General features: G+C 45.1%; 21 protein-coding genes. 19 read left to right on the top strand and 2 right to left on the bottom strand.

Annotated features, from left to right (window positions below; translation table 11 throughout):
- Window positions 1-173: 173 nt before the first annotated feature.
- The 8 genes from MFMK1_RS13790 to MFMK1_RS13755 all read left to right on the top strand — a co-directional run bounded on the left by MFMK1_RS13790 (window position 174) and on the right by MFMK1_RS13755 (window position 9,271).
- On the top strand, window positions 174-1,316 hold the full coding sequence (locus tag MFMK1_RS13790) for a glycosyltransferase (protein WP_366922272.1): 1,143 nt from the start codon (window positions 174-176) through the stop codon (window positions 1,314-1,316).
- Window positions 1,270-3,603, top strand: coding sequence for a hypothetical protein (locus MFMK1_RS13785; RefSeq protein WP_366922271.1), 2,334 nt, complete (start codon window positions 1,270-1,272; stop codon window positions 3,601-3,603). Before MFMK1_RS13790 ends, MFMK1_RS13785 begins: the two co-directional genes overlap by 47 nt.
- An 83-nt stretch (window positions 3,604-3,686) precedes the next feature.
- Window positions 3,687-4,064, top strand: a complete 378-nt coding sequence (gene speD, locus MFMK1_RS13780; protein WP_366922270.1) for an adenosylmethionine decarboxylase — start codon at window positions 3,687-3,689, stop codon at window positions 4,062-4,064.
- Between the two features lie 248 nt (window positions 4,065-4,312).
- Window positions 4,313-5,056, top strand: coding sequence for a polyprenyl synthetase family protein (locus tag MFMK1_RS13775; RefSeq protein WP_366922269.1), 744 nt, complete (start codon window positions 4,313-4,315; stop codon window positions 5,054-5,056).
- Between the two features lie 100 nt (window positions 5,057-5,156).
- The gene (locus MFMK1_RS13770; RefSeq protein WP_366922268.1) at window positions 5,157-6,605 is read left to right on the top strand and encodes a menaquinone biosynthesis decarboxylase; all 1,449 of its coding nucleotides are present in this window, start codon (window positions 5,157-5,159) and stop codon (window positions 6,603-6,605) included.
- The gene (locus tag MFMK1_RS13765; RefSeq protein WP_366922267.1) at window positions 6,589-7,446 is read left to right on the top strand and encodes a UbiA-like polyprenyltransferase; all 858 of its coding nucleotides are present in this window, start codon (window positions 6,589-6,591) and stop codon (window positions 7,444-7,446) included. The genes MFMK1_RS13770 and MFMK1_RS13765 overlap by 17 nt, the downstream gene beginning before the upstream one ends.
- Before the next feature lie 176 nt (window positions 7,447-7,622).
- On the top strand, window positions 7,623-8,264 hold the full coding sequence (locus MFMK1_RS13760) for a hypothetical protein (protein WP_366922266.1): 642 nt from the start codon (window positions 7,623-7,625) through the stop codon (window positions 8,262-8,264).
- A gap of 170 nt (window positions 8,265-8,434) precedes the next feature.
- Window positions 8,435-9,271, top strand: coding sequence for a menaquinone biosynthetic enzyme MqnA/MqnD family protein (locus MFMK1_RS13755; protein ID WP_366922265.1), 837 nt, complete (start codon window positions 8,435-8,437; stop codon window positions 9,269-9,271).
- 42 nt (window positions 9,272-9,313) lie between these two features.
- Here MFMK1_RS13755 and MFMK1_RS13750 read toward each other — a convergent pair whose 3' ends face one another.
- Both MFMK1_RS13750 and MFMK1_RS13745 read right to left on the bottom strand, forming a co-directional pair.
- Window positions 9,314-9,688: a DUF134 domain-containing protein gene (locus MFMK1_RS13750; RefSeq protein ID WP_366922264.1), complete on the bottom strand. Its 375-nt coding sequence runs from the start codon at window positions 9,686-9,688 to the stop codon at window positions 9,314-9,316.
- A gap of 136 nt (window positions 9,689-9,824) precedes the next feature.
- Window positions 9,825-10,238, bottom strand: coding sequence for a NifB/NifX family molybdenum-iron cluster-binding protein (locus MFMK1_RS13745; protein WP_366922263.1), 414 nt, complete (start codon window positions 10,236-10,238; stop codon window positions 9,825-9,827).
- A gap of 525 nt (window positions 10,239-10,763) precedes the next feature.
- Between MFMK1_RS13745 and phoU the strand changes: the two genes are divergently transcribed.
- From phoU to MFMK1_RS13690, 11 genes are all read left to right on the top strand, one after another.
- Window positions 10,764-11,441, top strand: coding sequence for a phosphate signaling complex protein PhoU (gene phoU / locus MFMK1_RS13740; protein WP_366922262.1), 678 nt, complete (start codon window positions 10,764-10,766; stop codon window positions 11,439-11,441).
- A 54-nt stretch (window positions 11,442-11,495) separates the two neighbouring features.
- On the top strand, window positions 11,496-13,103 hold the full coding sequence (locus MFMK1_RS13735) for a Na/Pi cotransporter family protein (protein WP_366922261.1): 1,608 nt from the start codon (window positions 11,496-11,498) through the stop codon (window positions 13,101-13,103).
- A gap of 154 nt (window positions 13,104-13,257) precedes the next feature.
- Complete coding sequence (locus MFMK1_RS13730) at window positions 13,258-14,142, top strand: transposase (RefSeq protein ID WP_366922260.1); 885 nt, start codon at window positions 13,258-13,260, stop codon at window positions 14,140-14,142.
- 503 nt (window positions 14,143-14,645) lie between these two features.
- Window positions 14,646-16,706 carry an HD domain-containing phosphohydrolase gene (locus MFMK1_RS13725; protein WP_366922259.1) on the top strand — a complete coding sequence of 687 codons (2,061 nt, stop codon included), beginning with the start codon at window positions 14,646-14,648 and terminating at the stop codon, window positions 16,704-16,706.
- Between the two features lie 382 nt (window positions 16,707-17,088).
- Complete coding sequence (locus MFMK1_RS13720; RefSeq protein ID WP_366922258.1) at window positions 17,089-17,748, top strand: HD-GYP domain-containing protein; 660 nt, start codon at window positions 17,089-17,091, stop codon at window positions 17,746-17,748.
- A 98-nt stretch (window positions 17,749-17,846) separates the two neighbouring features.
- A complete protein-coding gene (locus tag MFMK1_RS13715; protein WP_366922257.1) occupies window positions 17,847-18,008 on the top strand; it encodes a Spo0E family sporulation regulatory protein-aspartic acid phosphatase in 162 nt (53 codons plus the stop codon).
- Between the two features lie 156 nt (window positions 18,009-18,164).
- Complete coding sequence (locus tag MFMK1_RS13710) at window positions 18,165-20,015, top strand: FapA family protein (RefSeq protein ID WP_366922256.1); 1,851 nt, start codon at window positions 18,165-18,167, stop codon at window positions 20,013-20,015.
- Window positions 20,016-20,182: 167 nt separating this feature from the next.
- Window positions 20,183-21,628, top strand: a complete 1,446-nt coding sequence (locus tag MFMK1_RS13705) for a 4-hydroxyphenylacetate 3-hydroxylase family protein (protein WP_366924948.1) — start codon at window positions 20,183-20,185, stop codon at window positions 21,626-21,628.
- Between the two features lie 548 nt (window positions 21,629-22,176).
- Window positions 22,177-22,464 (top strand): hypothetical protein, encoded by a 288-nt coding sequence (locus MFMK1_RS13700; RefSeq protein WP_366922255.1) that lies wholly within the window; start codon window positions 22,177-22,179, stop codon window positions 22,462-22,464.
- A 289-nt stretch (window positions 22,465-22,753) separates the two neighbouring features.
- Window positions 22,754-23,593 carry a 3-hydroxybutyryl-CoA dehydrogenase gene (locus tag MFMK1_RS13695; RefSeq protein WP_366922254.1) on the top strand — a complete coding sequence of 280 codons (840 nt, stop codon included), beginning with the start codon at window positions 22,754-22,756 and terminating at the stop codon, window positions 23,591-23,593.
- A 170-nt stretch (window positions 23,594-23,763) separates the two neighbouring features.
- The gene (locus MFMK1_RS13690; protein WP_366922253.1) at window positions 23,764-25,191 is read left to right on the top strand and encodes an MFS transporter; all 1,428 of its coding nucleotides are present in this window, start codon (window positions 23,764-23,766) and stop codon (window positions 25,189-25,191) included.
- The last annotated feature ends 202 nt before the right edge of the window (window positions 25,192-25,393 follow it).

The raw sequence follows: 25,393 nt of genomic DNA, 5'->3' as shown, positions 1-25,393 counted from the left end.
TAAGCCGCGAAATAAGCTGCGATTTTCAATAACTTGACAAAAAGGTGCCTGGCACCATTTTGTCAAGTTATTTTTTTCCCAGTAATGGTAAAACCTAAGTGTAATGCGAAAATGGCGGTGAATATATGGCGCGAATAAATATCTTGCACATAGTCCGGTCGGCGGAAGGTGGGATGAAGGAACATGTCCTCAGTCTGGCGCGGAATTATTCCAAAGGGCGTTATAATCTGATGGTATGCAGCCCTGATCATGGGGAAATTCTTACCGATCTGCGCCGGGTGGGGGTATTTACTTATCCTATCAATCTCAAAGGAAATATCAATCCTTTTGCTGATTTTCAGGCTTTCAGGCAGCTGGTGTGGCTGCTGAGGCAGCAGCCGGTGCATTTAGTGCACACTCATGGTGCAAAGGCCGGGTTGATAGGCCGCTTGGCGGCAGCGCGTGCCGGCGTACCGGTGGTGGTAGCTACCTTCCATAACTTTATTTACGGTGAAGATTATGCTCGCTGGAAAAGGGCGGCTTTTTCTACCATTCAACGCCGGATGGTCCGGTATACCGACCATGCCATCGCTGTTTCTGAAGCTCTTGCGAGGGATATCCAGCGGGTGGAGCGCTTTCCCATGGAGAAGGTTACCACTATCTATAACGGTCTCAGCCTGGAGAAATTCAACCAAATTACCGAAGTGACCCGCAAAAAAAGAGACCTGGGCTTGGATATCACGGCACCGGTGGTGGGTGTAGTGGCCCGGTTGATCCCGCAAAAAGGGGTGGGCTGTTTCTTAAAGGCCGCTAAAATGATTCAGGCGGAAATCCCGGGTGTGAATTTTTTGATAGTGGGTGACGGGCCAGCCAGGAAGAGTTTAGAAAAGCAATCAACAGAATTGGGGTTACGCAAAACTGTCTTTGCCGGCTTTCGTTTTGATGTACCCCAGCTTTTACCGATCATTAATATCTTTGTGATCCCCTCATTGTCAGAGGGTTTATCTATTGGTGCCCTGGAAGCTATGGCCGCCCGCCGCCCTATCGTGGCGAGCCGGGTGGGTGGTCTGCCGGAACTAATCCAGCATGGCAAGACTGGGATGCTGGTTGCGCCTAATAACCCTTGGGTGTTGGCCAAGACGGTGATGACCTTGTTGGAGCGGCCCTTCTTTGCTGAAGTACTGGGTATGCAGGCTCGTGTCAATGTGGAGCGGAAATTCAGTGAAAAGTTTATGGTAGACAGCACCGAAGCAGTTTATGAAAAACTACTGTCAGCTAAAGGGGTAACCAATGAGGGCGGCGAATTTTGCGGTATTAAGGATGATAGCAATGTTTAAAGGCAGTCTCACAAAAATCCCCACGGCGGTAGTATTTGCTGTAGGGTTATTATTCCTATTGACCATCCCTGCCGCCGCTGCGGTGCCCCAAGTGGTGGTTGTCACCGCCGAAGGACTGACCATCAATGATATCAGTGAAGCTAGCATGCCTTTTGTATTCCGCTTAGCCAGCAAGGGGGCAGTGGGGCTGATGAACCCCAAGACTGCCTCGGGTTATGACCGAGACGATGCATTTATCACCCTAGGTGCCGGCCGCCCTGCAGCAGCGGGCCGGGATACCGGTGAAGCCCTGGCAGCAGGAGGAGAGCTTGGCGGCATTCAGGTGGCGGATATTTACCGTATCCGTAACGGCAAAACGGCTCCGGATGGTGGCATCGTCATGCTCAATATTCCCGGGACCCTGGAGTCCAATCGGCGCTATAAGACGGCTGCCGTACCGGGGTTACTGGGAGAAACGCTGAAGCATCAAGGTATCGTTGCGGCAGTCATTGGCAATGGTGATATTCCCGGTCAGCTGCACCGAGAAGCGGTGGGCATGGTGATGGACCGTTGGGGCAGGGTGGCCCAAGGTAATGTCAGTCGTGATATCCTAAAAAAAGGTAAGACATTGCTCTGGTATACTGACTTTGACAAACTCTATCATGAAGTACTGGCCTCAGATAATGCCGGGCTGCTGGTGGTGGAAACCGGGGATATGACCCGCCTGGAAATGATCCGGGAAGATACCCTGCCGACAGTATGGCAGCGGGCACGCCAACAGGCTCTTACCAGAATAGATGACTTTGTCAAGCGTTTGGCTCAGGCTCCGTCATTCCAAGATGCAGTATTTGTATTTGTCAGTCCCAATCCCTCCCGATTGGCCCAGAGTGATAAAAACTTCTTTACCCCTTTGGTGGTGCGCGGTGCCGGGTTAAAGGGGCAGCTTACCAGCGGCACCACCCGGCGCCCGGGCATAGTCACTAATACTGACTTAACCGCCAGCATTTACCGCTGGTTAGAGGTGAGCGCACCGACAGGCATAACCGGGCGTAGTTTATCCGCCGTACCCAAAGCAGACCCGGTGGCGACCTTAACTGCTGTTAACCGCCGGTCAGTCTTTACATACAGGACGCGCCCGCCCTTGATTAAGGGCTATATCTTGACGCAAATAATAGTTATTGCCCTAGCCCTAGCGGGCTTATTTTTACGCAGGCCGCAAGTCCGACATTTAAAACCTATCCTAGTGGCCCTGACTGCCATACCTTTGAGCTTACTTTTGGTGGTACCATTAAATACCTTAAACTTCACCGCCTATCTTTTAATGATATTAGCAATTGCTGCTTTATTGGTTGCAGGAGCAATGGCGCTGGCAAAGGATAAGCTGTTGGATCCCTTTATCTTTATCAGTTTAGTTACCACAGCCGCCATAGTGATTGACCTGCTTAATAATGCACCGCTGATGAAACACTCCACATTGGGTTACGATGCCATGGCCGGGGCCCGGTATTACGGCATCGGCAATGAATATATGGGAGTGTTGATCGGTGCATCAGTGATAGGCAGCGCTGCGGTATATCAGCGCCTGCTGGGCCGACTGGCGAGTCGGCAGACGGGAGCGACCCTTTTTCCTTCGGCTAGCAAAAAAAACCTCGCCCAAGGGGAACGACCCATTAACAGAACCCCGATAAGAACCCCGGTGAGAACGTCGATAATGGTCGTGCCGGTGGCGGTGTTACTGGTGTTTCTCATTACCATTGTCGGCGCTCCTCAAATAGGTGCCAACTTTGGCGGCACATTAGCCTCTCTCTCAGCATTTATTTTTCTGATAATCGGTCTTTGGGAACGACGTTTGAATTACCAAACAATACTGGTTGCCGCATTATTGGTATTGGCTGCGGTCGCGGCCTTTACTTTTTATGATTTCCAGCGGCCGGCCGAGGTGCAGTCGCACCTCGGCCGCATGGCTCATACTATTTTATCCGGCGGCCCCAGCGTACTTTGGCAGTTGATTTATCGCAAGGTCTCAATGAATATTAAACTTATTAGATGGACTATTTGGAGTCGTGTCTTTTTAGTGCTTCTGTCCGCCCTGGCGGTGCTCTCCTTTCGACCAGTGGGTATCTTTCGCTATATCTCCCGGCAGTACCCATATTTTCACAGGGGACTCTTGGCCGTGATTGCCGGCAGCGGTGCAGCGCTGGTCTTCAATGACTCCGGCATTGTGGCCGCCGCTACCATGATGATTTTTGCTGTGGCGCCCCTTGTGTTTATCGCAGTAAGTACTGCACAATTTCCAAATAAAAGTTAAAGAAAAATCTTATTGACAAACATAATAACAGGTCTTAAAATTGAATTGATTTTTGTTTTGTTTTGAATAAGGAGGAATGATAATTGAACGCATTGGGTCGCCATGTATTGGCCGAAGTTTATGGTTGTGACTTCAACATATTAAATGACCTAAAGAAAGTAGAAGAAATTATGGTTAATGCCGCATTGGAGGCAGGAGCAGAAGTAAGGGAATTTGTATTCCATAAGTTCAGTCCCCAAGGTGTCAGCGGAGTAGTGGTAATTTCTGAGTCCCATCTAGCCATTCATACCTGGCCCGAATTAGGTTACGCAGCAGTGGACGTATTCACCTGCGGTGACCGCGTCAACCCTTGGGATGCAGCTAATTACGTCAAAGAAATGTTCCATGCCCAACATGTGGAGGCCAAGGAAATAATCCGCGGCACTATGGAACAGGCTCCTGATAGGGCGGCAAATTTGTAGGGGGGATATTTATTTTACCCAGTAAAAAAAGCTCTTTTGGCTAAAAACCTTACGTTCTGATAAAACAGGAACGTAAGGTTTTTGTTTTGCCAAAACCCTGCCAATATGCACCTGCCGCTCCGATGGTTATTTTTGCAGGAATTTTTACCTTTGCCACGAATATAACTATGAATGACGCGAAGTACTAATTTTTCACTTTGTTTTAGCATGTAAATACCCATTTTGGGAGCAGGAAGGAAGTAGGATTAATGACTTTTAAATTTATAGAATCCGTGCTGCCTGAGCTGCGGGAAATGGAACGGATAATGGATCGAGATTTTAGATTGCGGGCGGGACACATTACCCGTTTTGTTAGCTTGGAATTGGACAAAGCGGACAAGTATCTGTACCCAGGCATGCTGCTGCTTTCAGCCAAGATGCTTGGTGCAGCAAGCACCGCTAAAAGCCTTCCCTTGGCTGCAGTAGTGCAGTTTGTCCGTCTGGCCGGTCATGTGCATGGTTATGACGGCAGAAGCCCCCAGTATCCGGTACTGGTGGGCGACTACCTTTACAGTCATTTCTTTTTATATCTCAGCCGCTATGATTGTCTGGAGATGCTGGCTCCCTTGTCCGCGGCAATTTGCGATATACATGAAGGCGGTATCATCCGCAAAGATGTCTTGGAAGAGGGTATAGGCAGCGTATTAGATTATACCGCCGTGGCCGAAAAAGAGTGGGGAAGCCTATTGGCAGAGTGCTGTACCATCGGCGCCGCCGTCGCTGATGCCCCGCACCAGGAGACAGAAACAATTCGTGCTTTTGGCCGAAACTTTGGTACCGCATGGGGGATACTCCGATCAGGCTTTAGCGAAATTTCCCCGGCGCAATACCTGATCCAGGCCCGGCAAGCATTGAACGCCCTGCCAAAGACCCGGGAAAAGACAATGCTGCTCCGAACCGTAGACACTCTCGAACACGAACCCGAATTGATGAAAAATTTCATGGCCGGCTAATAACTTGACAAAATGGTGCCAGGCACCTTTTTGTCAAGTTATTGGACAAGTTGAGTTAAGTTGAGCAGCATCGTTGAGTAACAATAAGGAGGAGTCATCGTTGGCATTTCGCGATTTGCAGCATTTTATTGAAGAACTGGATAAGCGAGGGGAGCTGAAACGCATCAATGCGCCCGTCTCTAATGATTTGGAGATCACCGAAATTACTGACCGGGTGAGTAAGGACTACGGCCCGGCATTGTTGTTTGAAAACGTAAAAGGGTATGACATGCCGGTACTGACCAATGCCTACGGCAGCTTTGAGCGGATGGGTTTTTCCCTCGGAGTAGAGGATTTGGACGATATCGGTGCGGAGATACTTACCTTTTTACAGCCGCCGGAAGTACCCAGCAGCATGATTGACAAACTAAAGGCCCTACCCAAGGTGGCTCAGATTGCTAATTTTATGCCCAAGATTGTGAAAAAGGGTATCTGTCAGGAAGTGGTACATCAGGACCCGGACCTTTCCCTTCTGCCGGTGCTAAAGTGCTGGCCCCAGGACGGCGGCCCGTTTATTACATTGCCTTTGGTATTTACTAAGGACCCTGAAAGTGGTAAGCGCAATGTGGGGATGTACCGAATGCAGGTATTTGACAGTAAGACCACCGGTATGCACTGGCATCTTCATAAACACGGTGCCGACCACTATCGCGGCAATCAGGCCCAAAATCAGCGGATGGAGGTAGCTGTGGCTTTGGGCGGAGATCCTGCCATAACTTATGCCGCCACAGCGCCGCTGCCTAAAGATATCGACGAAATGTTCTTTGCCGGATTCCTACGCAAGGAACCGGTAGAACTAGTGAAATGTAAAACGGTGGACATTGAAGTGCCGGCCCATGCGGAGATAATTATTGAGGGATATATTGACCCCTCGGAGACCCGCTTGGAAGGGCCATTTGGTGACCACACCGGCTACTATTCCCTAGCGGATCAGTATCCCGTATTTCATGTGACCTGTATCACCCATAGGAAAAATCCGGTTTATCCTGCCACCATTGTGGGTAAGCCGCCCCAGGAGGATTGCTATCTGGGCAAGGCCACGGAAAGAATTTTCCTGCCCCTGTTGAAGATGCAGCTACCGGAAATCAAAGACATGAATTTACCGCTGGAGGGCGTATTCCATAACTGTGTCATCTTATCCATTAAAAAGACCTACCCCAAACATGCTCAAAAAGTGATGAATGCCATCTGGGGTACGGGTCAGATGATGTTTACCAAGATGATTATCGTGGTAGACGAGACAGTGGATGTACAAAATTTATCGGAAGTAGCGTGGAAGGTGTTTAATAACATTGACGCCAAGCGGGACTTGAGCATTGTGGAGGGACCGCTGGATATACTTGACCATGCGTCCCCCAGGGCTAATTATGGGCATAAGGTGGGCATTGATGCTACCAAGAAATGGTCCTCGGAAGGGCATACTCGGGAATGGCCCGATGACATTGAGATGAGCGACGAAATCAAACAATTGGTGGATGGGAAGTGGAAGGAATATGGCTTCACAGAATAAATTTAAAACATTTTTGGAAATGATTAAATTTGAGCACACTATTTTCGCGCTCCCATTTGCTTACTTAGGCGCATTTTTAGCAAGCGGCGGCGTCCCAACCGCAGCTAATCTTTTTTGGATTACAGTGGCTATGGTGGGAGCAAGAACCGCGGCAATGTCATTAAACCGGCTGATTGATCGGCAGATAGATGCCTTAAATCCCCGCACTGCTGCGAGGGCTTTACCAAAAGGACTTTTATCAGTGGGCGAAGTTTGGCTTTATACGATTATTTCCTTCGTGATACTTTTTGCAGCGGCGGCTCAGCTTAATCCGCTCTGCGTCAAATTAATGCCTGTCGCCGTATTTGTACTAGTAATTTACTCCTACACCAAACGCTGGACTTGGGCATGTCATTTCGTGCTGGGTATCGCGTTGGGCCTGGCACCGTTGGGCAGCTGGGTGGCGGTTACCGGCAGTATTGATTTACCCGGGATACTTTTGGGACTGGCTGTGGCAGTATGGGTGGCTGGCTTTGATATCATTTATGCCTGTCAGGATTATGATTTCGACCGCAATGCCGGTATTCACTCCGTTCCCAAGCGCTTCGGCATCAGTCGGGCCTTAGTTATTTCTTCGGTGCTACATATATTTGCCCCGTTGTTATTATTGGCGGTCGGCCTATATGCGGGTCTTGGCATTTTTTACCTGGTTGGTGTATTGGCAGCAACCGGGCTTTTATATTACGAACACCGATTGATTAGACCCGATGATCTCTCCAAATTAGGTATGGCTTTTATGAATATGAATGGATATCTAAGTACGCTGATGTTTGTATTTACTGTATTAGATGTACTTCTTTAAAAAAGAAACATTTCCAAAATATTTCCACAAAATGAAAATTATTTCAGCCTTGGCACAAAACACCAAGGTTTATTTTTTTATTTAAAAAGCGTTTTTAAGTGCCATATTTTAACTCGAATTAATGTGGTGGAATTGCACAAGCTATGAAAGAATACAATCAAAGGAGGAAGATTTTTTTGATTCAACAACAACCACAACAACAGCAACAGTCAGAGCGTTTGAACAATCTGGTGCAGCGTTTCCAACAGGAATTGGGTCACATCAATCAAGTGTCCCAGCAGTTACAGCAGGTAGAAAATCAAAACTTCAATCAGTATTCTGCCCAGCAGGCAACTCAACAGCTTGATCAAATTGAACAGATGTGTAACAGAGCGGCTCAAGAATTACAGCAGTTGGGCAGTGCCAGCCGGCAAATGGGGCAGCAGTTGACCAATCAGATTCAAACTCAACAGCTTAATCAAAGCCAATTGGGTCAGCAGCAATACACTTCAATGAGCCCGCAAACCATGAGCACTGCCGGTCAATTCGGTGGTACCCAACAAGACTATCAACAGCGTCAACAGGAAAACCAACAAAATGCGCAGATGTTTAATCAAGCAAAGCAGCAATCCCAATTTAGGCAGCCTCAAGCACAGCAGCAGCTAGGCACTCAGCAATTTAGCCAGTTTAGTCAGCCCCAAACTCACCAGTATGGGCAGCAATTTGGACAGAATCAAATGCAGCAGCGCCAGCAGCAAAACCAGCAAAACGCAGCTCAGTTTAATCAAGCGACTGCACAAAGCAACCAGATGCCACAAAATCAAAACAGGATGTACTAGGAAAAAAGAAACAAAAATGATAAAAGTCCCGTAACTACGGGGCTTTTATTTTTTTGTTTTCGATTACCAACACCTTCCAAAGGTTTTTTCAATTTGATCAAGAATTCAAATAGTATGAAAATTCATTAAGTGACGGGCAGCCGTTAACTTAGCCGGGGGAGAGGACCTAAATGACCAATAGACATAATAATCTAAATGTAGGCGTTGTTGACAGCTTGGACTACCTGCCGGTTATCGATGCCATTGAATCCGGGGAAATTCTTACCGGAGTTAATCTTATCAAAGATAGTCCTAAAGGATTACATGACCGTTTCCTTGACGGGGAATTGGACATTGCACCGCTTCCTTCCAATGAATATGCAGAACATTTTAAACAATGTCTCATACTGCCTGATCTTTCCATGATAACTCGGGGAGATACGAGCGATTTGCTGCTCTTTAGTAAGGTGCCTGTGAGCCAATTAGACGGTAAAACTATCTGTATTCCTGATACCGCAGTCAGTTCATTTGTACTGCTAAAAATTCTCATCAATCATTACTACCAGATGCAGGTTAATTATTGCCATAAGCAGCCGGATTTAAATGAGATGCTCGATAATGCCGATGCAGCACTGCTCTTTGGCGAGCAGGCCATACTGGCGCGTGATGAGTTCAATGGCCATATACTGGACCTCGGTAAACTGTGGCGTGACTTTACTGCCGAGCCCATGGTCTATGCCCTATGGGTGGTACGGGAAGAATATGCAAAGCAGAATCCCGTACAGGTGGATTTCATGGCCAAGGCCCTGCACGCCTGTCGAAACCTCAGCATGAAAAATATCCCCCGTTTGGTGGAGAAGGCCAAACACCGCTATAATTTATCTCCCGATATGGTGGAGGGCTACTTTAAATCAATAAAGAGCAGCTTTGATCAGTCAGATCGTAAGGCCCTACTCCGGTATTTTGCCCATGCTCAGATTTGCGGCCTGATACCGCCTAAGGTAACATTAAAGGTGTGGGGAGAATAAAAAAACGCAGCAGTTTGTCCACTGCTGCGTTTACGTATCTACTTATTTTTCGTGACCACAGAAGGGACAGGCATCCTGTTCGCCGGCAGAATCGCCACGGCATTTCGGACAGTTAGATTGCTGCAAATGCATTCGGAAATCCCCGCCCTCAACCTTAATCGCCTTACCGTCTACCAAGGCTGAGGCGATTTTTTGCCGTGCCTTGGTGAGAATCCGCTGAAAGGTAGGCCGGGATACATTCATGCGCTGAGCACATTCCTCTTGATTTAGCCCGGTTAAATCCTTAAGTCTGATCGCTTCCAGCTCTTCCACCAGCAGGTTGACCTCTTCAAGTTCCCTAATTGGTATACCCGCCGGCTTAAAATACGCTTCCTTCGGAATATTCCCCACCCTGCGACATTTCTTAGGCCGCGGCATCACCCTGCCCCCTTTCAATAACTTGACAAAATGGTGCCAGGCACCTTTTTGTCAAGTTATTATATATTGCCATTTAATATTATCCAATAAATATTATCCGCTGTGACAAAATGGTGTCAAGTATGTCACTAAAATATTATCCGTGGCAGTGACCATGCTCATGCTCATGGTCATGACCATGCCCGCCGCAGCCGCAAGTCGAATTATTATCCATTCGCGGTGCACTGTTATCGACAAAAGCCTGTACTGCATCCTTTACAGTGTCACCGCTGCCGAGATAGACTGAGATACCCGCCGCTTGAAATCCGGCCAGCGGGTTCGGTCCCATACCACCTACCACCATGGCTCGGACGCCGTTTAACAGCAGAGCCTTTACCGGGGCTAGACATCCGCCGTGCTCGTGGTCGCTATTAGGCAGCACGGAGACATCTTTAATTTCTCCATCCTCAATATCAACCATTGTAAATACATCACAATGACCGAAATGCGCAGACCGGCTGGCTCCCAAACCGCCCGGTGTCTCAGAAGGAACTGCAATTCTTTTTTTCATAATAATAATCCCCACCTTTCAAAGTTTTGAGCATATGTTTAAATCAATTATACTGCTTATTTTGAGCATATGTCAATAACCCGCAGGATATTTTGGTAAAGTTTTCTGTTTTGTGGGTTGCGTCAGTTTGCATTTTACCCTGTTAAACCTTCCATTAACGTTAATTATGTGGGACAGGGCACATTTTTTTGTTATAATGAACTGCAATTCTTTTTTTCATAATAATAATCCCCACCTTTCAAAGTTTTGAGCATATGTTTAAATCAATTATACTGCTTATTTTGAGCATATGTCAATAACCCGCAGGATATTTTGGTAAAGTTTTCTGTTTTGTGGGTTGCGTCAGTTTGCATTTTACCCTGTTAAACCTTCCATTAACGTTAATTATGTGGGACAGGGCACATTTTTTTGTTATAATACAATACATATGAGGTATTAATGTGATTTGTCACCAGGATTACACGTCAGTTGACAGGCCCTGAGGCATATGATGTTATACCCAGTAAGTAAAGGAAGGTAGATATTATGATCAGCAGACCGTTAAACGCCTACGAACGGGCAATTAAATCCCTAGAAGCAGAAATATTAAATATGGGGGAAGACGTCAACGAAATTCTGATGCTATCTATGGAAGGTCTGATAAATCAGGATGAAGATATGTGTAACCGGGTGATTGAAATGGATGACCCGATTGATGATATGGATTACGATATTGAACAAAAGGCCCTGGAGATAATTTCATTGCAGCAGCCAATTGAGAAAGACTTAAGAACCCTGGCCAGTGCCATGCGAATCATTAAAGAACTTGAACGTATCGCCGATTATGCTGTCAATATTGCTCAGGTTTCCCTGCGGCTGAGAAAGAAAGGGCAGTATTTTAAGCCGCTGGTTGATATTCCCCGCATGGCAGATTTGGCCCTGGCAATGGTAAACAAAAGTCTAAAGGCCTATACCCAACGGGATGTCCGCTCCGCCCGGGAACTTGATGATGATGACACCCAAGTTGATAAATTGTTTGAATACCTTTATGACGAACTAATTGACTTTATGAAAAATGACTGCAGTCTTGTAGACCAGGCCAGTTACCTTTCCTTGGTGGCCAGATACTTAGAACGCGTCGGCGATCACGCCGTTAATATCGCTGAAATGACCATTTACATGGTCACCGGCGAACGTCGACCTTTCGATAGAGTAAATGAATAACTTGACAAAATGGTGTCAGGCACCTTTTTGTCAAGTTATTAGGAGTAGATAAGAATGCAATTAACATTTGTGCTGATGGGCCTCATGGGAGGCCTTGGAATATTTGTATATGGGATGCAGCTGACTTCCGACGGACTGCAGAAAGCATCTGCGCACCGAATGAAGGATGTTTTGGCCAGCATTACCAGAAACCGTCTGCTGGCGGTGGTAGTGGGCGTGGTGATCACAGTGCTGCTGCAGTCAAGCAGCGCAGCTACGGTGCTGTTAGTAGGCCTGGTTAATGCGTCCATGATGACCCTAGGCCAGGCCTTGGGAGTAATTCTCGGGTCGGCGGTAGGTACCACATTGACCGTTCAATTGATTGCCTTTAAGGTGACGGATTACGCCTTGTGGATGGTGGCGTTGGGAGTACCGTTAAAGCTTTTTGCCAAGGAGCAGCGTACCAGGAACTTAGGTCAGGCTGTATTGGGCTTTGGCTTTATTTTTTATGGCATGTCCCTGATGTCTCAGTCCATGGAGCCGCTTCGTTCTTATCCCGGGTTTGTTGAGATGTTAGTTAATGTGACCGCAAGTCCGCTGCTGACGGTGCTGGTAACAACGGTATTTACCGCCATCGTCCAAAGCAGCGCCGCTTCCATAGCTTTAGGTATGTCGTTGGCCAGTCAGGGAGTAATTGGCTTTGAAGCAACCGTCCCGATGGTGCTTGGGGCCAACATAGGTACCACTGCCACAGCGCTTTTATCAAGTCTTGCCTCTTCCAGAGCTGCAAAAAGAGTTGCATTGGCACACTTGATTTTTAAAGTAATCGGCGTAATTATATTCCTACCCTTTTTAGGGCTGTTTTCTCAAGTGGTGGCCATGACATCATCAGATATCCACCGGCAGATCGCCAATGGTCATTCTATTTTTAACATAGTAAATTTATTAATATTTTTGCCGTTTACCAGCCATTTCGGTAACCTGATGCTAAAGATACTGCCTGACACGGGCACTCAGGAGCGTGCCGCCCATTACCTTGATGAGGCAGTGCTGGAAGTGCCGGAATTGGCCATTGACCAGGCCAAAAGTGAGATTTTACGTATGGCCAAGGTGGTACGCCAAGATGTGCTGCCCCATCTGACGGAGGCAGTACGTACCGGCGATGAAAAGATGCGTAACCAGCTGCAGGAAGCAGAGCTTACTTTAGATTTCCTTTATCGTTCAATTACCCGTTATCTTTCCCGTTTGGCCCAAGGTAATCTTTCCGAAGGCCAGTCCGAGGTACAGGTCAAAATGCTTTATGTATGTAATGACCTAGAGCACCTAGGCGATGTGATGATGGGCATGCTCCAAATTGGCCAGAAAATCCGACGGGAAGGATTGGAACTGAGTGGGGAAGGATGGGACGAAATAGAAATGATGCATAAGGCCATCACCAAAAACTTTAATAATGCTGTGGAAGCATTTGAAGAGGAGGATCAAGAAAAGGCCCGAAGCGTCATCCACCTTAATCCCGAAATAGTGCGTATGGAGAAGAACCTGCGCTACTCACATTTCCATCGGCTCCAGGAAAATGAAAAGTCTCTTGAAACCAGTTCGGTGCACCTGGACTTAACCAATAGCCTGCTGCGTATCAACTCTCATGCTATCAGCATTGCTCAAGCAACCATGGGAATAATTTAAATTCACCATACCTGCAGGAAAATTTTAACAAATGGAGAATATCACTTAACAAATAAACGCGGCGGAGCTGTGCTATTGAATAACTTGACAAAATGGTGTCAGGCACCTTTTTGTCAAGTTATTCAAACCGTGAAACCGCGGGTGGGGTGATATTATGGGTCGTATGCCACGGATTGAGTTTGAAGGTGCGATTTACCATGTAATTCAGCGGGGTAATAACAAAGAGTTTGTGTTTGAGCGGGATTATGACAAACAATACCTGCTGATGCTGCTAAGAGAAATGGTGCCGGATATGGATTTCAGACTGCTTGGATATGTTATCATGAACAATCACTATCACCTGCTGCTGCAGAGGCTGGGAACGCCTTTGCAAGTGCTGATGCAGCAGTTTAACAGCCGTTATGCTCGATATTATAACTGGAAACACGAGCGGAAGGGTCATGTGTTTCAAGGGCGCTATAAGGCATTGCTGGTGCGGGACGAGAGTTACCTGGTGGCAGTGCTAAGGTATATTCATCAGAACCCTGTCAAAGCGGGCATATGTCAGGAAGTGAGCCAGTATCCATGGACTAGCGATGAATGTTACCGGCAAGGCTCAGACGCGACCGGCCTGATAAATTCTAAATTAATTCTCAACACCCTATCCCAAGAACACTCCCAAGCGGTGGCGATGTATCAGGATTTTATGGATACAGAAGATAATACTAATTATGAAAAAGGTAAGTTTATCGGCGAGTTTGAATTTACCGTTGCTGCAGAAATTGCCGCCACATCAGAGACTGATTTCGGTGCTTCGGGGATAAAGGTATTTGGCGGCGGAATACAGTTAGACCAAATACTTAGAGAAAAGTGTACCAACCCGAGCCAGTTTACGCTGTTGAAATCAGGGTCCAGGTCACGAAACCTTACGCCCATTAAAGTCACTTTTGCCAAAGAAGCACTAAAAGTGGGTTATTCTCTAGAAGACATCGGCGCTGCCCTCTCCATGAGCAGAGCGGCAGTTAGCGATTTATTACAGCGTTGGCGGAATGAATTTTAACGACATAAATAGCGACGTCAATATGTTACGACAATAACTTGACAAAAAGGTGCCTGACACCATTTTGTCAAGTTATTATAATGAAGGGTTTTAATTCGGTAGTTTGAGTGCATGCTGTATTCTTATACACTGTTTTATAAGAAAGCCTTCCTTGGTAGATTTGGTTTTGATACCCTTTAATATTACCAAAGTTGGGGCTTTTTTTCTTGCTTTCGTTTTATGGGTGAGTTGTTTCATCTTTTCTTATGCTTTGATGTATTTGGGTTTCTGGGCTTTGCAGAATTGTGCTATGAATATTTCAGGCTATATCTTTCATTGTAATATTAAGAGATCAGTATTAAACTACATGTTACTATTGCAGTTTCAAGTCATACTAAAGTAGTATAAACCTTTGAAAAAAATATCAATACTTTGGACGGAGGTACTGCTTTGCTCGTCTGATATAATTACTTCAGTAGACTTTCATTATTTTTTTTTGTCATTGTGAGTACGGGGTGATGTTATTGCTTGATTCCAATGTGATGTTTGAAATTATTATGTCCCAAATAATACATATCGTAGCAACATTTAATAGAATTTCAAACTATAGCTTTAGCTTTTGTGAAAAAAATCAGCTTAAGGAACTTGGTTTAACCGTAGATGGTGTAAATGTATGTCAAGGTTGTGATTATGACTGCCCCGCAAAAAACAGTGGCGCGGTTTATGAGAATTCGTTCTTTTGTTTTAAAGGTTTAAATTTGTATATAGTACCCCTTAATATTTACAATTTATATTTTGGTATATTTTATGGTTACACTACCGACGACGATTACCAGGGGCTGCAGCAAGTTTCTGAAGAAATACGGGAAAATTTAAGTGATCTAATCGCAAGTAGCATTGCTGCAAAAAGGGAAGAGGCATTTAGCAAAATAATAGCGGAAGTAGGTAAATTAGGCAACCTGTCCCGAGAAATGCTGGAGGACTTACTGAGCGATTTAGTTTGTTTAATTAACTGTGATGCACTAATATTTGCTGTAAAAGATAAAGATATATTTAAACCCTTCGTAAATATTGGTATTAATACATTAGAATTGCGAGAAGTCAGTGCAAAAAATAGTTTGGAAAGCCTTGTTTTGTACAGCAAGGAAGCACAGTCGATAAAAGTCGATACACATGACTTACGGTTAAAAAACTCAATCTTTAAGGATACGAAAAAAATAGGCAAGATTGTATTATGCATACCTGTAATTGATAACGATACAGCGTACGGGTTATTATACGTATGCTACCAAAATATCAACATTCAGGTAAAGCAGTGTTTAAGAATTCTTACTGGTTTCAGTCAATATTTAGCCCTGCAGCAGGCAAAAACCACGCTGTGGGACAGGTGTGAGAAGCAGCTGGAAAAATTGGATATAATTAACGAATTAAGTGGATTAGCCTATTTGTCGGATTCCGATGATGTTCTTAACCAACTGATGGATTTAACTGTAAACATACTCAGTCCAAAGGCGTTGGCTGTATATAATAAAGATACCAAATTAAAGATAGCCCGCTTCACGACTAATGCTTCGCTGGAAGAATTAAAGGTTGGCAGTAATTTATCTCGGTATTATCGGTTCTCCTTAAATTCGTGCAACGGTGAAAATTTAGGTTTTTTAGTAGTTGACAGAGAAAAACCATTTGAGGAAACAGAAGCTCAACTGCTTGCAATTGTTGCTAATTTTGTTTCATTAGCTATTGGTATTGAAGAGAATAGAAGTCGCTACGAGAAGACGTTTAAAGGTGCTTTAAGAACTTTGGCTAAAATTGTAGAGATGAAAGACCCATATACATTTGGTCACTCGGAACGGGTGAGTAGATATTCCTATGAGCTGGCACTGGAGGCCGGTCTGAGTAAGAACGAGGCTGAACACATTACCAGTGCAGCGTTTTTACATGATATCGGTAAAGTTGTAATACCGGATAAGATATTGCTAAAAACAAAAGAACTTACATCTAAGGAAAAGGAACAAATAAATACCCACCCGGTAAAGGGTGCGGAGATTATAGAAAATCTCTTTGATATCCCCCATATATATGATGTCATCCGGTACCATCATGAAAGATTGGATGGTACAGGTTATCCTGATGGTCTGGATGGCGAGAAAATTCCTCTTTCGGCTAAAATTGTTGCTATAGCTGACAGTTATGAAGCCATGATATCCCAGCGAATATACCGTAAAGCCATGACAGCTCATGAAGCTTATCAAAATCTGCTTGCCGAAGCGGGTGACAAATATGATTCAAAGCTGGTTAAATTATTTTACCAGGTTATACGAGGTGAGATGTTTATAAAATTCCAGAAAAGTGACGGTGGGCAATTTAACCCTAAAGTATTTAATGACAAGTTTACAGAACTCACTGTCAGGGAACGGGAGGTATTGACGTTGCTGGCTAATGGCAGTAATAATAAGGAGATTGCCGAAGCCTTATTTATAACTGAACAAACTGTGAAAAGCCATGTATCAAAAATATTGCAGAAACTGGAGGTTGAAGATCGTACAAAAGCTGCTGTATATGCTTTAAAATCAGGCTGGTTTTAATGTAAGAGAAAGCTGTGTTGACAGATATAAACTGTCACGCAGTTTTTTTTACTCTATTTCAGGTTGAAGAATGATTTTACTGCAAAAAGTTATATTCATAAATCTTAAGTATGCTTATTAAACTAATCGCCCTAATACTAGGTTTTACAGGGATTTAAGAAATTAAGCAAACTCGCCTTGAACTTCTTGCTCCTGCTACATGGACTTTTCGTAACACATTTAAAGTGTGACCAATGCTACTCCAGTATGAAAAATACGTCGATGGTACAAATAATACCCGTGTTTGATGTAAATACATGTAAAAACATGTAACATTAATGGGGAAATGAGCCAAAAATAGATTTTTACAGGAAAAAGACGAACTTTTATTTTTGATGGGGAGGTGTACAATATTTGTGAAAAAACAGCTAGCCCTAGATTTGAAGAAAGCCTAAACACTGTTGTTATGCTGCTTACGTCATTGCTTGAAACAAAAGACATTTATACAAGTAATCATTCACAACATGTTGCCAAGCTAGCCAAAGAGATAGCAAAAAAACTAGGCATGAATAAGAAAGAAACGGAACTGGTATATGTAGCGGGGTTATTACATGACATTGGGAAAATTGCCGTGCCTGCTCATATACTGCAAAAGCCGGGAAAGCTGACACGAACAGAATTTGAAGACATTAAGATGCATTCGGAGATAGGATACCGTATGCTTCAAACCACAGGTAGTCTTTTTACATCTGTTTTACCCATGGTGAGACATCATCATGAGCGATGGGATGGCACCGGATATCCGGGCAAACTCAAGGGAGCACAGATTCCCCGGGGTGCAGCAGTTTTGGCGGTGGCCGATGCTTATGATGCCATGGTGTCCAACCGGCCTTACCGCATTGCCCGAGTTCATTCAGAGGTGCTAGAAGAAATAAAAGAGTGTTCCGGAAGCCAATTAAGCCCCCAAATTGTGGCAGTATTTTTAGACAATTATCAAGAAATCAAAAATAGCGTAATGGCGGAACCTTTGTCCAAGCGGATCAGTCCTATTGATTGGCTATAGTACGAGTTTCTGAGTCGGGTAAAGTTTAGGAATTAGGACTATTACCTTGAAAACGAGTATAAGTTGGTCTTAAATCTATTTTACAACGGAGTAATGATATGAAGGAAAATGCTCAAGAAATATTAGACAAATTGGTAGAACTAATAGCTAAAAAGGGTAACCGGGTTGATTCGCGGGAAGTGTTGGAACTGAGCCAAAAACTGGATAAACTTGTTGTAGATAAGATGATTGAAATAAACGATATCAATGAACCGGATTAAAAAAATAATATCCTTTTCCGAGTAAATAATGATAGCAGGCTCAGCTGCTTAGACGAAATGTCAAGATAATCTGAATTTATAGGGCACATGCTGAAAAAATTGTTGGTAACTATAGAATAATATCAAACAGATAATTTTACCTACGAGGGGGGTTTTATGGTGGACAACTTGGCAAGAAATAAATTTTACGAATTAGGCTCAGAAACCCCAGGTTTTTCTAAAGGCACATCGGCTAAAACCGGTGGTGCGGAGAGTGACACAAATATCAGCGATGATAATTTATCTAATGTGGATGGTATCATAGCGGTAAGAGACGGAAAGGTTGAAATGGTAATGCCAAAGGGATCTGGCAAATACCCGACCATTACACCGGGAAATGATGTCAAGGTTTTTATTAACGAAGAAGAAATTTTCGACACAACAGTGCTGACGAATAAGGATGCAGTAGTTTTGGTCCCGGACGAAGAAAAGTCTGCAGCAGATTACCTTGTCGAAGTTGAGGATGATTTAATGACCGCCTATTTAAGTGTTTCATATAAAAAGGGAAAGAAATATAAAGTAATGGATTCCGAAGCCCAAAAAGACCTGGTGATAGCCGCAAAAACTGTTAAAGACCTTCCGGTTTTCAAGGTTCACGAAAAGGATATATTAAATGACTTGGCGGATAAAAATGTAATTTGCTACATAGATAAATGTAAGATAAAGGTGCTGTTAGCCCGGAGTGAAAGCTTCAAAAGGGAGAAAATAGCCCAGGGCTTGAAGCCTCGGCTGCCTGTAGATGAAACGGTGGAATATACATTTCAGCAGAAACATAAATCAGTTAACAACCGGCTCATAAATGAAGTGATCAGTGTGGAACCGGGAGAAGTATTGGCTATCAAGAGAGCGGCCGTAGTGGGGGAACCGGGCATGGACCTGAGTGGTGCAATCAAGGATGCACCCCAGCCCAAGCGGGTGGAAATTAAAGTACGCCAGGGAGTACAGTTGATAGATGACGGGAGTAAAGCTATGGCGATTATCGCCGGACGCCCCGACCTGACCGAAGGTTATCTCAGCGTGTTTCCCGTGTACAATCATCTAGGTAATGTCACTCCAGATAACGGAGATATTGAATTCAAAGGTGACGTGGAAATATCCGGAAACGTGGAGGACTATATGATAGTTCGAGCCAGCGGTAACGTCACCGTTTATGGTTTTGTTGCCAATGCTTCAATACATTCCGGGGGTGACTTAAGAGTCCACGGCAATGTTATTGGCAGCAAGCTTTACGCCGGGGGGCTTTCGGCATTGTGTAAAGAAATATCCCACTACTTGATGAATGTTGATGGGCAACTACGTATTTTAGTAAGATCTCTCAACCAGCTTGAGAGTCAAATGGTCCAGGGCAAACTACCCGTTGGATATGCGGTTAAGCTGTTGCTGGAGAAAAAATTTCCCGAACTGCCCAAAATATGTGTAAATTTTGCCAAAAATATTGAAGGGGGCAGGGAAAAATATGACATGCTTGACAAGTCCATCCCTGATCTAATTGATGAACTGGCTAATATTTTTTATGGGAACGGCCCTTTAACCAAAGTACCAAATATGGATGCATTATTAAAATTAGATAAAAAGGTTATGGAGTCTCTATATTTATTGGAGAGTCTGGCAAATAAGCGGGCCAGTATTTATGCAAATTACGTCCAGACCTCGGGGCTTGTGGCCAGTGCCAGTATAATCATTGGTGGAGAGGGCAGTTTTCAGTCGAATTTGAGAGCTGGAGAAGATATAGTGATAAAAGGTGCCAGAGCAGCGCTTAAAGGTGGGAGAGTCATTGGTAATGGAAATGTGGAAATTAGTGAGGCAGGAAATACAGTAGGTGTTGTAACAAAAATTGACACCACCGCCAAAGGCACTGTGAAGATTGGTAAAGTTTGGTCTGGGGTGGAGGTAAAAGTTGGTGAATTTCGTAAAAAATATAACTACAGGGAAATGAATGTTTATGTTTCCAACTCCAGGGTTAAATAAAAAATGAATAAGATTATGCTGGTAGCCCTCAGGGAATCATTATGGTGCATATTTACACCGAAACTGGCCCTTCCGGTAACGAGCGGACTGCAAAACCCCACCGTTACGGGGGTTGTACTAGTTGGCTAAATATTTGCATAATAGTTAATGAAACTACCAGAGGGGTGATGGATTTGAAAACGGGAATAGAGTATATTGAAAGTTTGAAGAGGTTGAATCCGACGGTATATGCTTACGGGGAGAAAATTGACGACGTGACAGAGTCTGTACATTTGGCACCTCACGTCAATGCCGCATCATTGACGTACGAACTGGCCCATCGGCCGGACTACGAGGACTTGATGACCACCACGTCCCATCTTACCGGGAAAAAGATTAACCGTTTTACCCATATCCACCAAAGCACCGATGATTTAATTAAAAAAGTGAAGATGCTGAGGATGATTGCTCAGCAGACAGGGAGCTGCTTTCAGCGGTGCGTCGGCTTTGATGGGATTAATGCCGTCTATTCGACAACCTATGAGATGGACCAGGAGTTAGGTACCGATTATCATCAGCGTTTTACTGACTACTTAAAATACATCCAGGAAAATGACTACATGGTGGCAGGCAGCATGACTGACACTAAGGGGGACCGGGGTAAGAAACCCCACCAGCAAGAAGACCCTGACCAATATGTGCACGTGGTGGAGCGAAATGAAAAGGGAGTGGTGCTTCGCGGTGCCAAAGCCCACCAGACGGGCATGGTTAATTCCCATGAAATGCTGATTATGCCCACCGTGGCATTAGGTGAGGAAGATAAGGATTACGCCATTGCCTGTGCCATTCCCGTGGATGCCGAGGGAGTTGTGCATATTTTTGGCCGCCAGACCAACGACAGTCGGCGTTTAGAAGGAGTTATCGACCAGGGGAATATTCAGTACGGCATTGTCGGCGGTGAATCACTGACTATTCTGGATAACGTCTTTGTGCCCTGGGAGAGAGTATTCATGTGCGGTGAGGCCCAGTTTGCCGGTATGATGGTAGAAAGGTTTGCATGCTACCACCGCCAGAATTACGGTGGCTGTAAGGGAGGCGTCAGTGACGTTATCACCGGTGCCACTGCGCAAATGGCCGAATATAACGGCGTTGCCAAGGCATCCCATGTTAAGGATAAGATTACCGAAATGATCCATCTTACCGAGACCCTTTACGGCGGCTCTATCGCCTGTTCTGCCGACGGGCATAAGACCGCGTCGGGCGGTTACCTGGTTAACCCACTGCTGGCCAATGTAGTCAAACAAAATGTTACCCGGCTCATCTATGAAATCTGCCGTCTGTCCCATGATGTCGCCGGCGGATTTATCGGTACCCTGCCATCGGAGCGGGATTTCAATAATGAAGATACCGCAGCATATTTGGAGAAGTATTTCCGGGGCTCTTGCAAATACACTACTGAAGAAAGAGTGCGAATGGCTCGGTTGGTGGAGAATATGACCGGCGGCACAGCTCTGGCAGAGAGTATGCACGGTGCGGGCTCACCCCAGGCTCAGCGAGTAATGATTCTCCGCCAAGGCAATTTGCAGCATAAGACCGCTTTAGCCAGAAAGTTAGCCGGAATTGATAAAAAATAAAATGCCGTAAAAAAACCGCGCTAAGAAGATAAAGAATTGGGTTTACGACAAGAAAGGGCCGCGCCAACGACAAGGGAAGCCTAAGGTAAGGAAAGAATTAATTCTTTGCCTGTGGCAGCGCTAATTGCTCAGAAAGCCAAAAACCCGAGTAAGGCTGGAAAATGAGACGAAACCAAAGTATGAATAAATCCAATGGAGTCATAGACTATCACATAGCCACAGAGCCAGCTTCACAATCAAAGTCATTGTCAAAGAGCCAGTTGAACAAAGTCAGACTCACAAAACAAAGTTTCATAAATTAGAGTCACAGAATCAAAGCAGAGTTATAGAGTAACACAGTCACAGAACCAATTTCAAAAGTCAGAGTCACAGAGTTCCAATAACTTGACAAAAAGGTGCCTGACACCATTTTGTCAAGTTATTGTGATGCGAAAGTGCATCGAGAGCCGCTTGCCAAAAACGGCTTTTTCTTGTTGCCAAGGCATTTCCACCATTGGTACATAATTTGCTTATCTATATACATGTGGAGATGCATAGGGGGTTTTCGGATGAGTAAGGCAATTGGGGTAAAATTCTGCGGAAATTGTAATCCGGAATTAGACTCAATGGATTTATTTAATTTCTTAAAAGAAAAGTTTCCCTGTTATCGGTTTATTACCGGTGATTATTCCAATATCTCCTGTTTAATCATTTTAGGGGGCTGCGAAACGGACTGTGCCACTAGACCAGAAATTAAAGATGTGCCCGTAATTAGTGTGGCAGGACATACCCTCAATAGAACCAAACTTTCATATCAAGACCTCAAGCAGCAATTGACCAACAGGCTGGGAGACTAACCTGTAGTGAGAAAAATAACTTGCTGGCGTGTTACAAACGGGCAAATGACCACCTCGGGAATTAGCAGCAAAAGGGTCAAAGAGCTTGCCCCACTGCAAGCAAATTCTTATATTCCCTAGAAGCTGGCAGCCCGCAAATAGGTGATAAACAAAGAGGAAGGTCTGGAAGCATCAACCAATTAAAAGGAAATGATATAGGTGTTGAACTTTTCCCTATACGCTGTTGCTATACACTGCTGTAACGGCAGGCTTAGGGAATTATTATAATACTAAAAGGTAGGTGTCTATAATGAAAAAAGTAATGGTTTTAGGGGCTGGTACAATGGGTTCCGGTATCGCCCAAGTGGTTGCTGCTGCTGGAAATGAGGTTGTCCTTAGGGATATTTCTCAGGAATTTGTAGACGGCGGTTTAGGTAGAATTGATAAAAACCTGGCCAGAGCAGTAAAAAAGGGTAAACTCACCCCCGAGCAAAAAGATGAAATTACGGGGAGAATTAAAGGAAGTACGGAATTACAAGATGCAGCTGATGCAGACCTGGTTATTGAAGCGATTGTAGAGAATATGTCCATCAAAAGCAAGGTGTTCGGCGAGCTTGACGGTATCGTGCCGGACAGCTGTATCCTAGCTTCTAATACCTCTGCTCTAAGCATCAGTCAGTTGGCCGCGGCCACTAAAAATGCCGCAAGAGTTATCGGTATGCACTTCTTTAATCCTGTGCCGGTAATGCAGCTGGTGGAAGTCATCAAAGGGGCTAAGACCTCTGAGGGAACCTATCAAGCCGTCACCGCTTTTGTGGATAGCATCAACAAAAAGGCAGTGACAGTTAATGAAGCACCGGGATTTGTGGTTAACCGGCTGTTGGTACCATTGATTAATGAAGCAGTGTTTATGCTGAGCGAAGGCGTTTCCACAGCGGCTGAAATTGATGAAGCGATGAAACTTGGGGCTAACCATCCCATTGGGCCTTTGGCACTGGCAGATATGATAGGTTTAGATGTCTGTCTGGCAGTGATGGAAACCCTGCATCAGGAATTCGGTGAAGACAAATATCGCCCTGCACCGTTACTGCGTAAAAAGGTTCGGGCCGGCGAATTGGGCAAAAAAACAGGCGGCGGCTTTTATAGCTAGTAAGCAGGCAAGGGTGGCCTTTCATTTGCAAATTTGCATCGCCGTTGCAGTTCTGCAATAGAATTATCTTGCAAGGTACCATTAAACGCCTTAAATCTCATAATACTGCTTTGGAACAATACTTGCATATTATTTGCGTTACATCGATTTTGGGGAGGAAACCTCGTTTAATGGAAGCAAAGGTCAAGCAAATCGACATCTCGTCTGTAATTTTTTTATTTCTAGGGATGTTCATCACCGTTTGGGCCAATACCTCCATAAAAATCATGCTGCCCGATATCATGACGGAGTATAGTGTTCAAATTAACTGGCTCTCTTGGGTAAATAATGCTTACTCGCTTCCATATGCCGTCTTGATGCCTTTTGCCGGCAAGATTGGCGATGTATTCGGGGCAAAAAGGTTTTTTCTTATCGGCATGTTGGTGCTAAGCATTGGTGCTGGATTGTGTGTGGTAGATTCTGCATTTTGGATGGTATTGGCAGGCCGGCTGATGCAGGGGATAGGGGCGGCCTTTGTCTACACTAACGGTTTAATTTTACTATTAGAAACTACGCCCGAACAGCGGCGAGGCAGTGTCCTCGGCTGGTGGTCTTCCTTTATCATGGCCGGGGCAGTGGCAGGGCCAGTATTTGCAGGATTTCTTTTAGAGGTAATCTCTTGGCATACGGTTTTTCTGGTGGTTTTGTTTTTGGCATTAGCTAATTTTGCGGGTGCTATTTTTAAGGTAAAAGAAAAAACTCACCTTTCTAGCAGCCGCAGTTTTGATTTTAGCGGAGCGGTTACCTTAATCAGTGGTATCAGTCTGCTGCTGCTGGCGCTGACGATGGGCCCCGACTGGGGCTGGTTTAATCCTTTCGTGATAGCGATGGATGTCAGCGGAATACTCTTGCTTTATATCTTTTATCTGGTGGAAAAAAATGTAGATTCGCCTATGGTGAGTTTACACCTGTTCCGCGAGAAACATTTTTCTGCAGCCATGGTCGCTGGATTTATCAATAATTTTACAGTGATCGGCACAATCTTTGTCATGCCCATCTTTTTGCAGCTAGTGCGTGGTTTTAGACCCAGTGAGGTGGCCTTGGTATTAGCGCCGGTGGCTTTTGCAGCTGCGGTGGTGGGACCCTTCGGGGGCTGGATTTCTGACCGACTGGGCTTCTTCCCGCCCATCGGGTTCGGTATGCTGTTGCGGGGGCTGTCATTTCTGATGTTAAGCTGGCTTAGCCCTGTCAGCGGTTTCATCTTTATGTTAATAACGCTTTTCATCAATGGTGTCGGACTTGGGTTCACCGCGTCACCTACATTAAATGCTGCTGTATCTGTATCGGAAAACGGTGAATACGGGATGACTGCCGGGTTGTACAGCATGGTGCAGTATATCGGCGGCGCGGTAGGCGTCAGCATCACCAGTGTCATCGTCTACAGCAGAGTCCCCTCACCCGAAGCGCTTAAAACAATGACAACTTCCGTGCCCGGCTTCAGCCATTCATTTGTCTTCCTGGCCGGATTATGTGTAGCAGGTTTTCTGGTTAGTTTGGCAATGCGTACCGAGAAATCATATAGAACTGCAAGGCGAAAAACCAACGCCCCCAACGCCTAATGCCAGGGGGTGTTAGTTTTTTACATCGAATCGCCAAAACGCACCTCGGTTGAATTGATAGCAGTGATGACTGCTCCGTCCTTATCTTAAAAGGCGTAGTGCAAGACCCGGGGGATATTTCTTACTCCGCGTCATTGGGCAGCGTGCGACAGTGGGGGGGGCACCTTTGATGATGTTTCCCATTCGCTGGTATTAAAGGTGT

The organism is Metallumcola ferriviriculae (assembly GCF_035573695.1).
In the GTDB taxonomy this organism is placed as follows: domain Bacteria; phylum Bacillota; class JADQBR01; order JADQBR01; family JADQBR01; genus Metallumcola; species Metallumcola ferriviriculae.
This window is presented reverse-complemented; position numbering and strand designations above follow the sequence as displayed.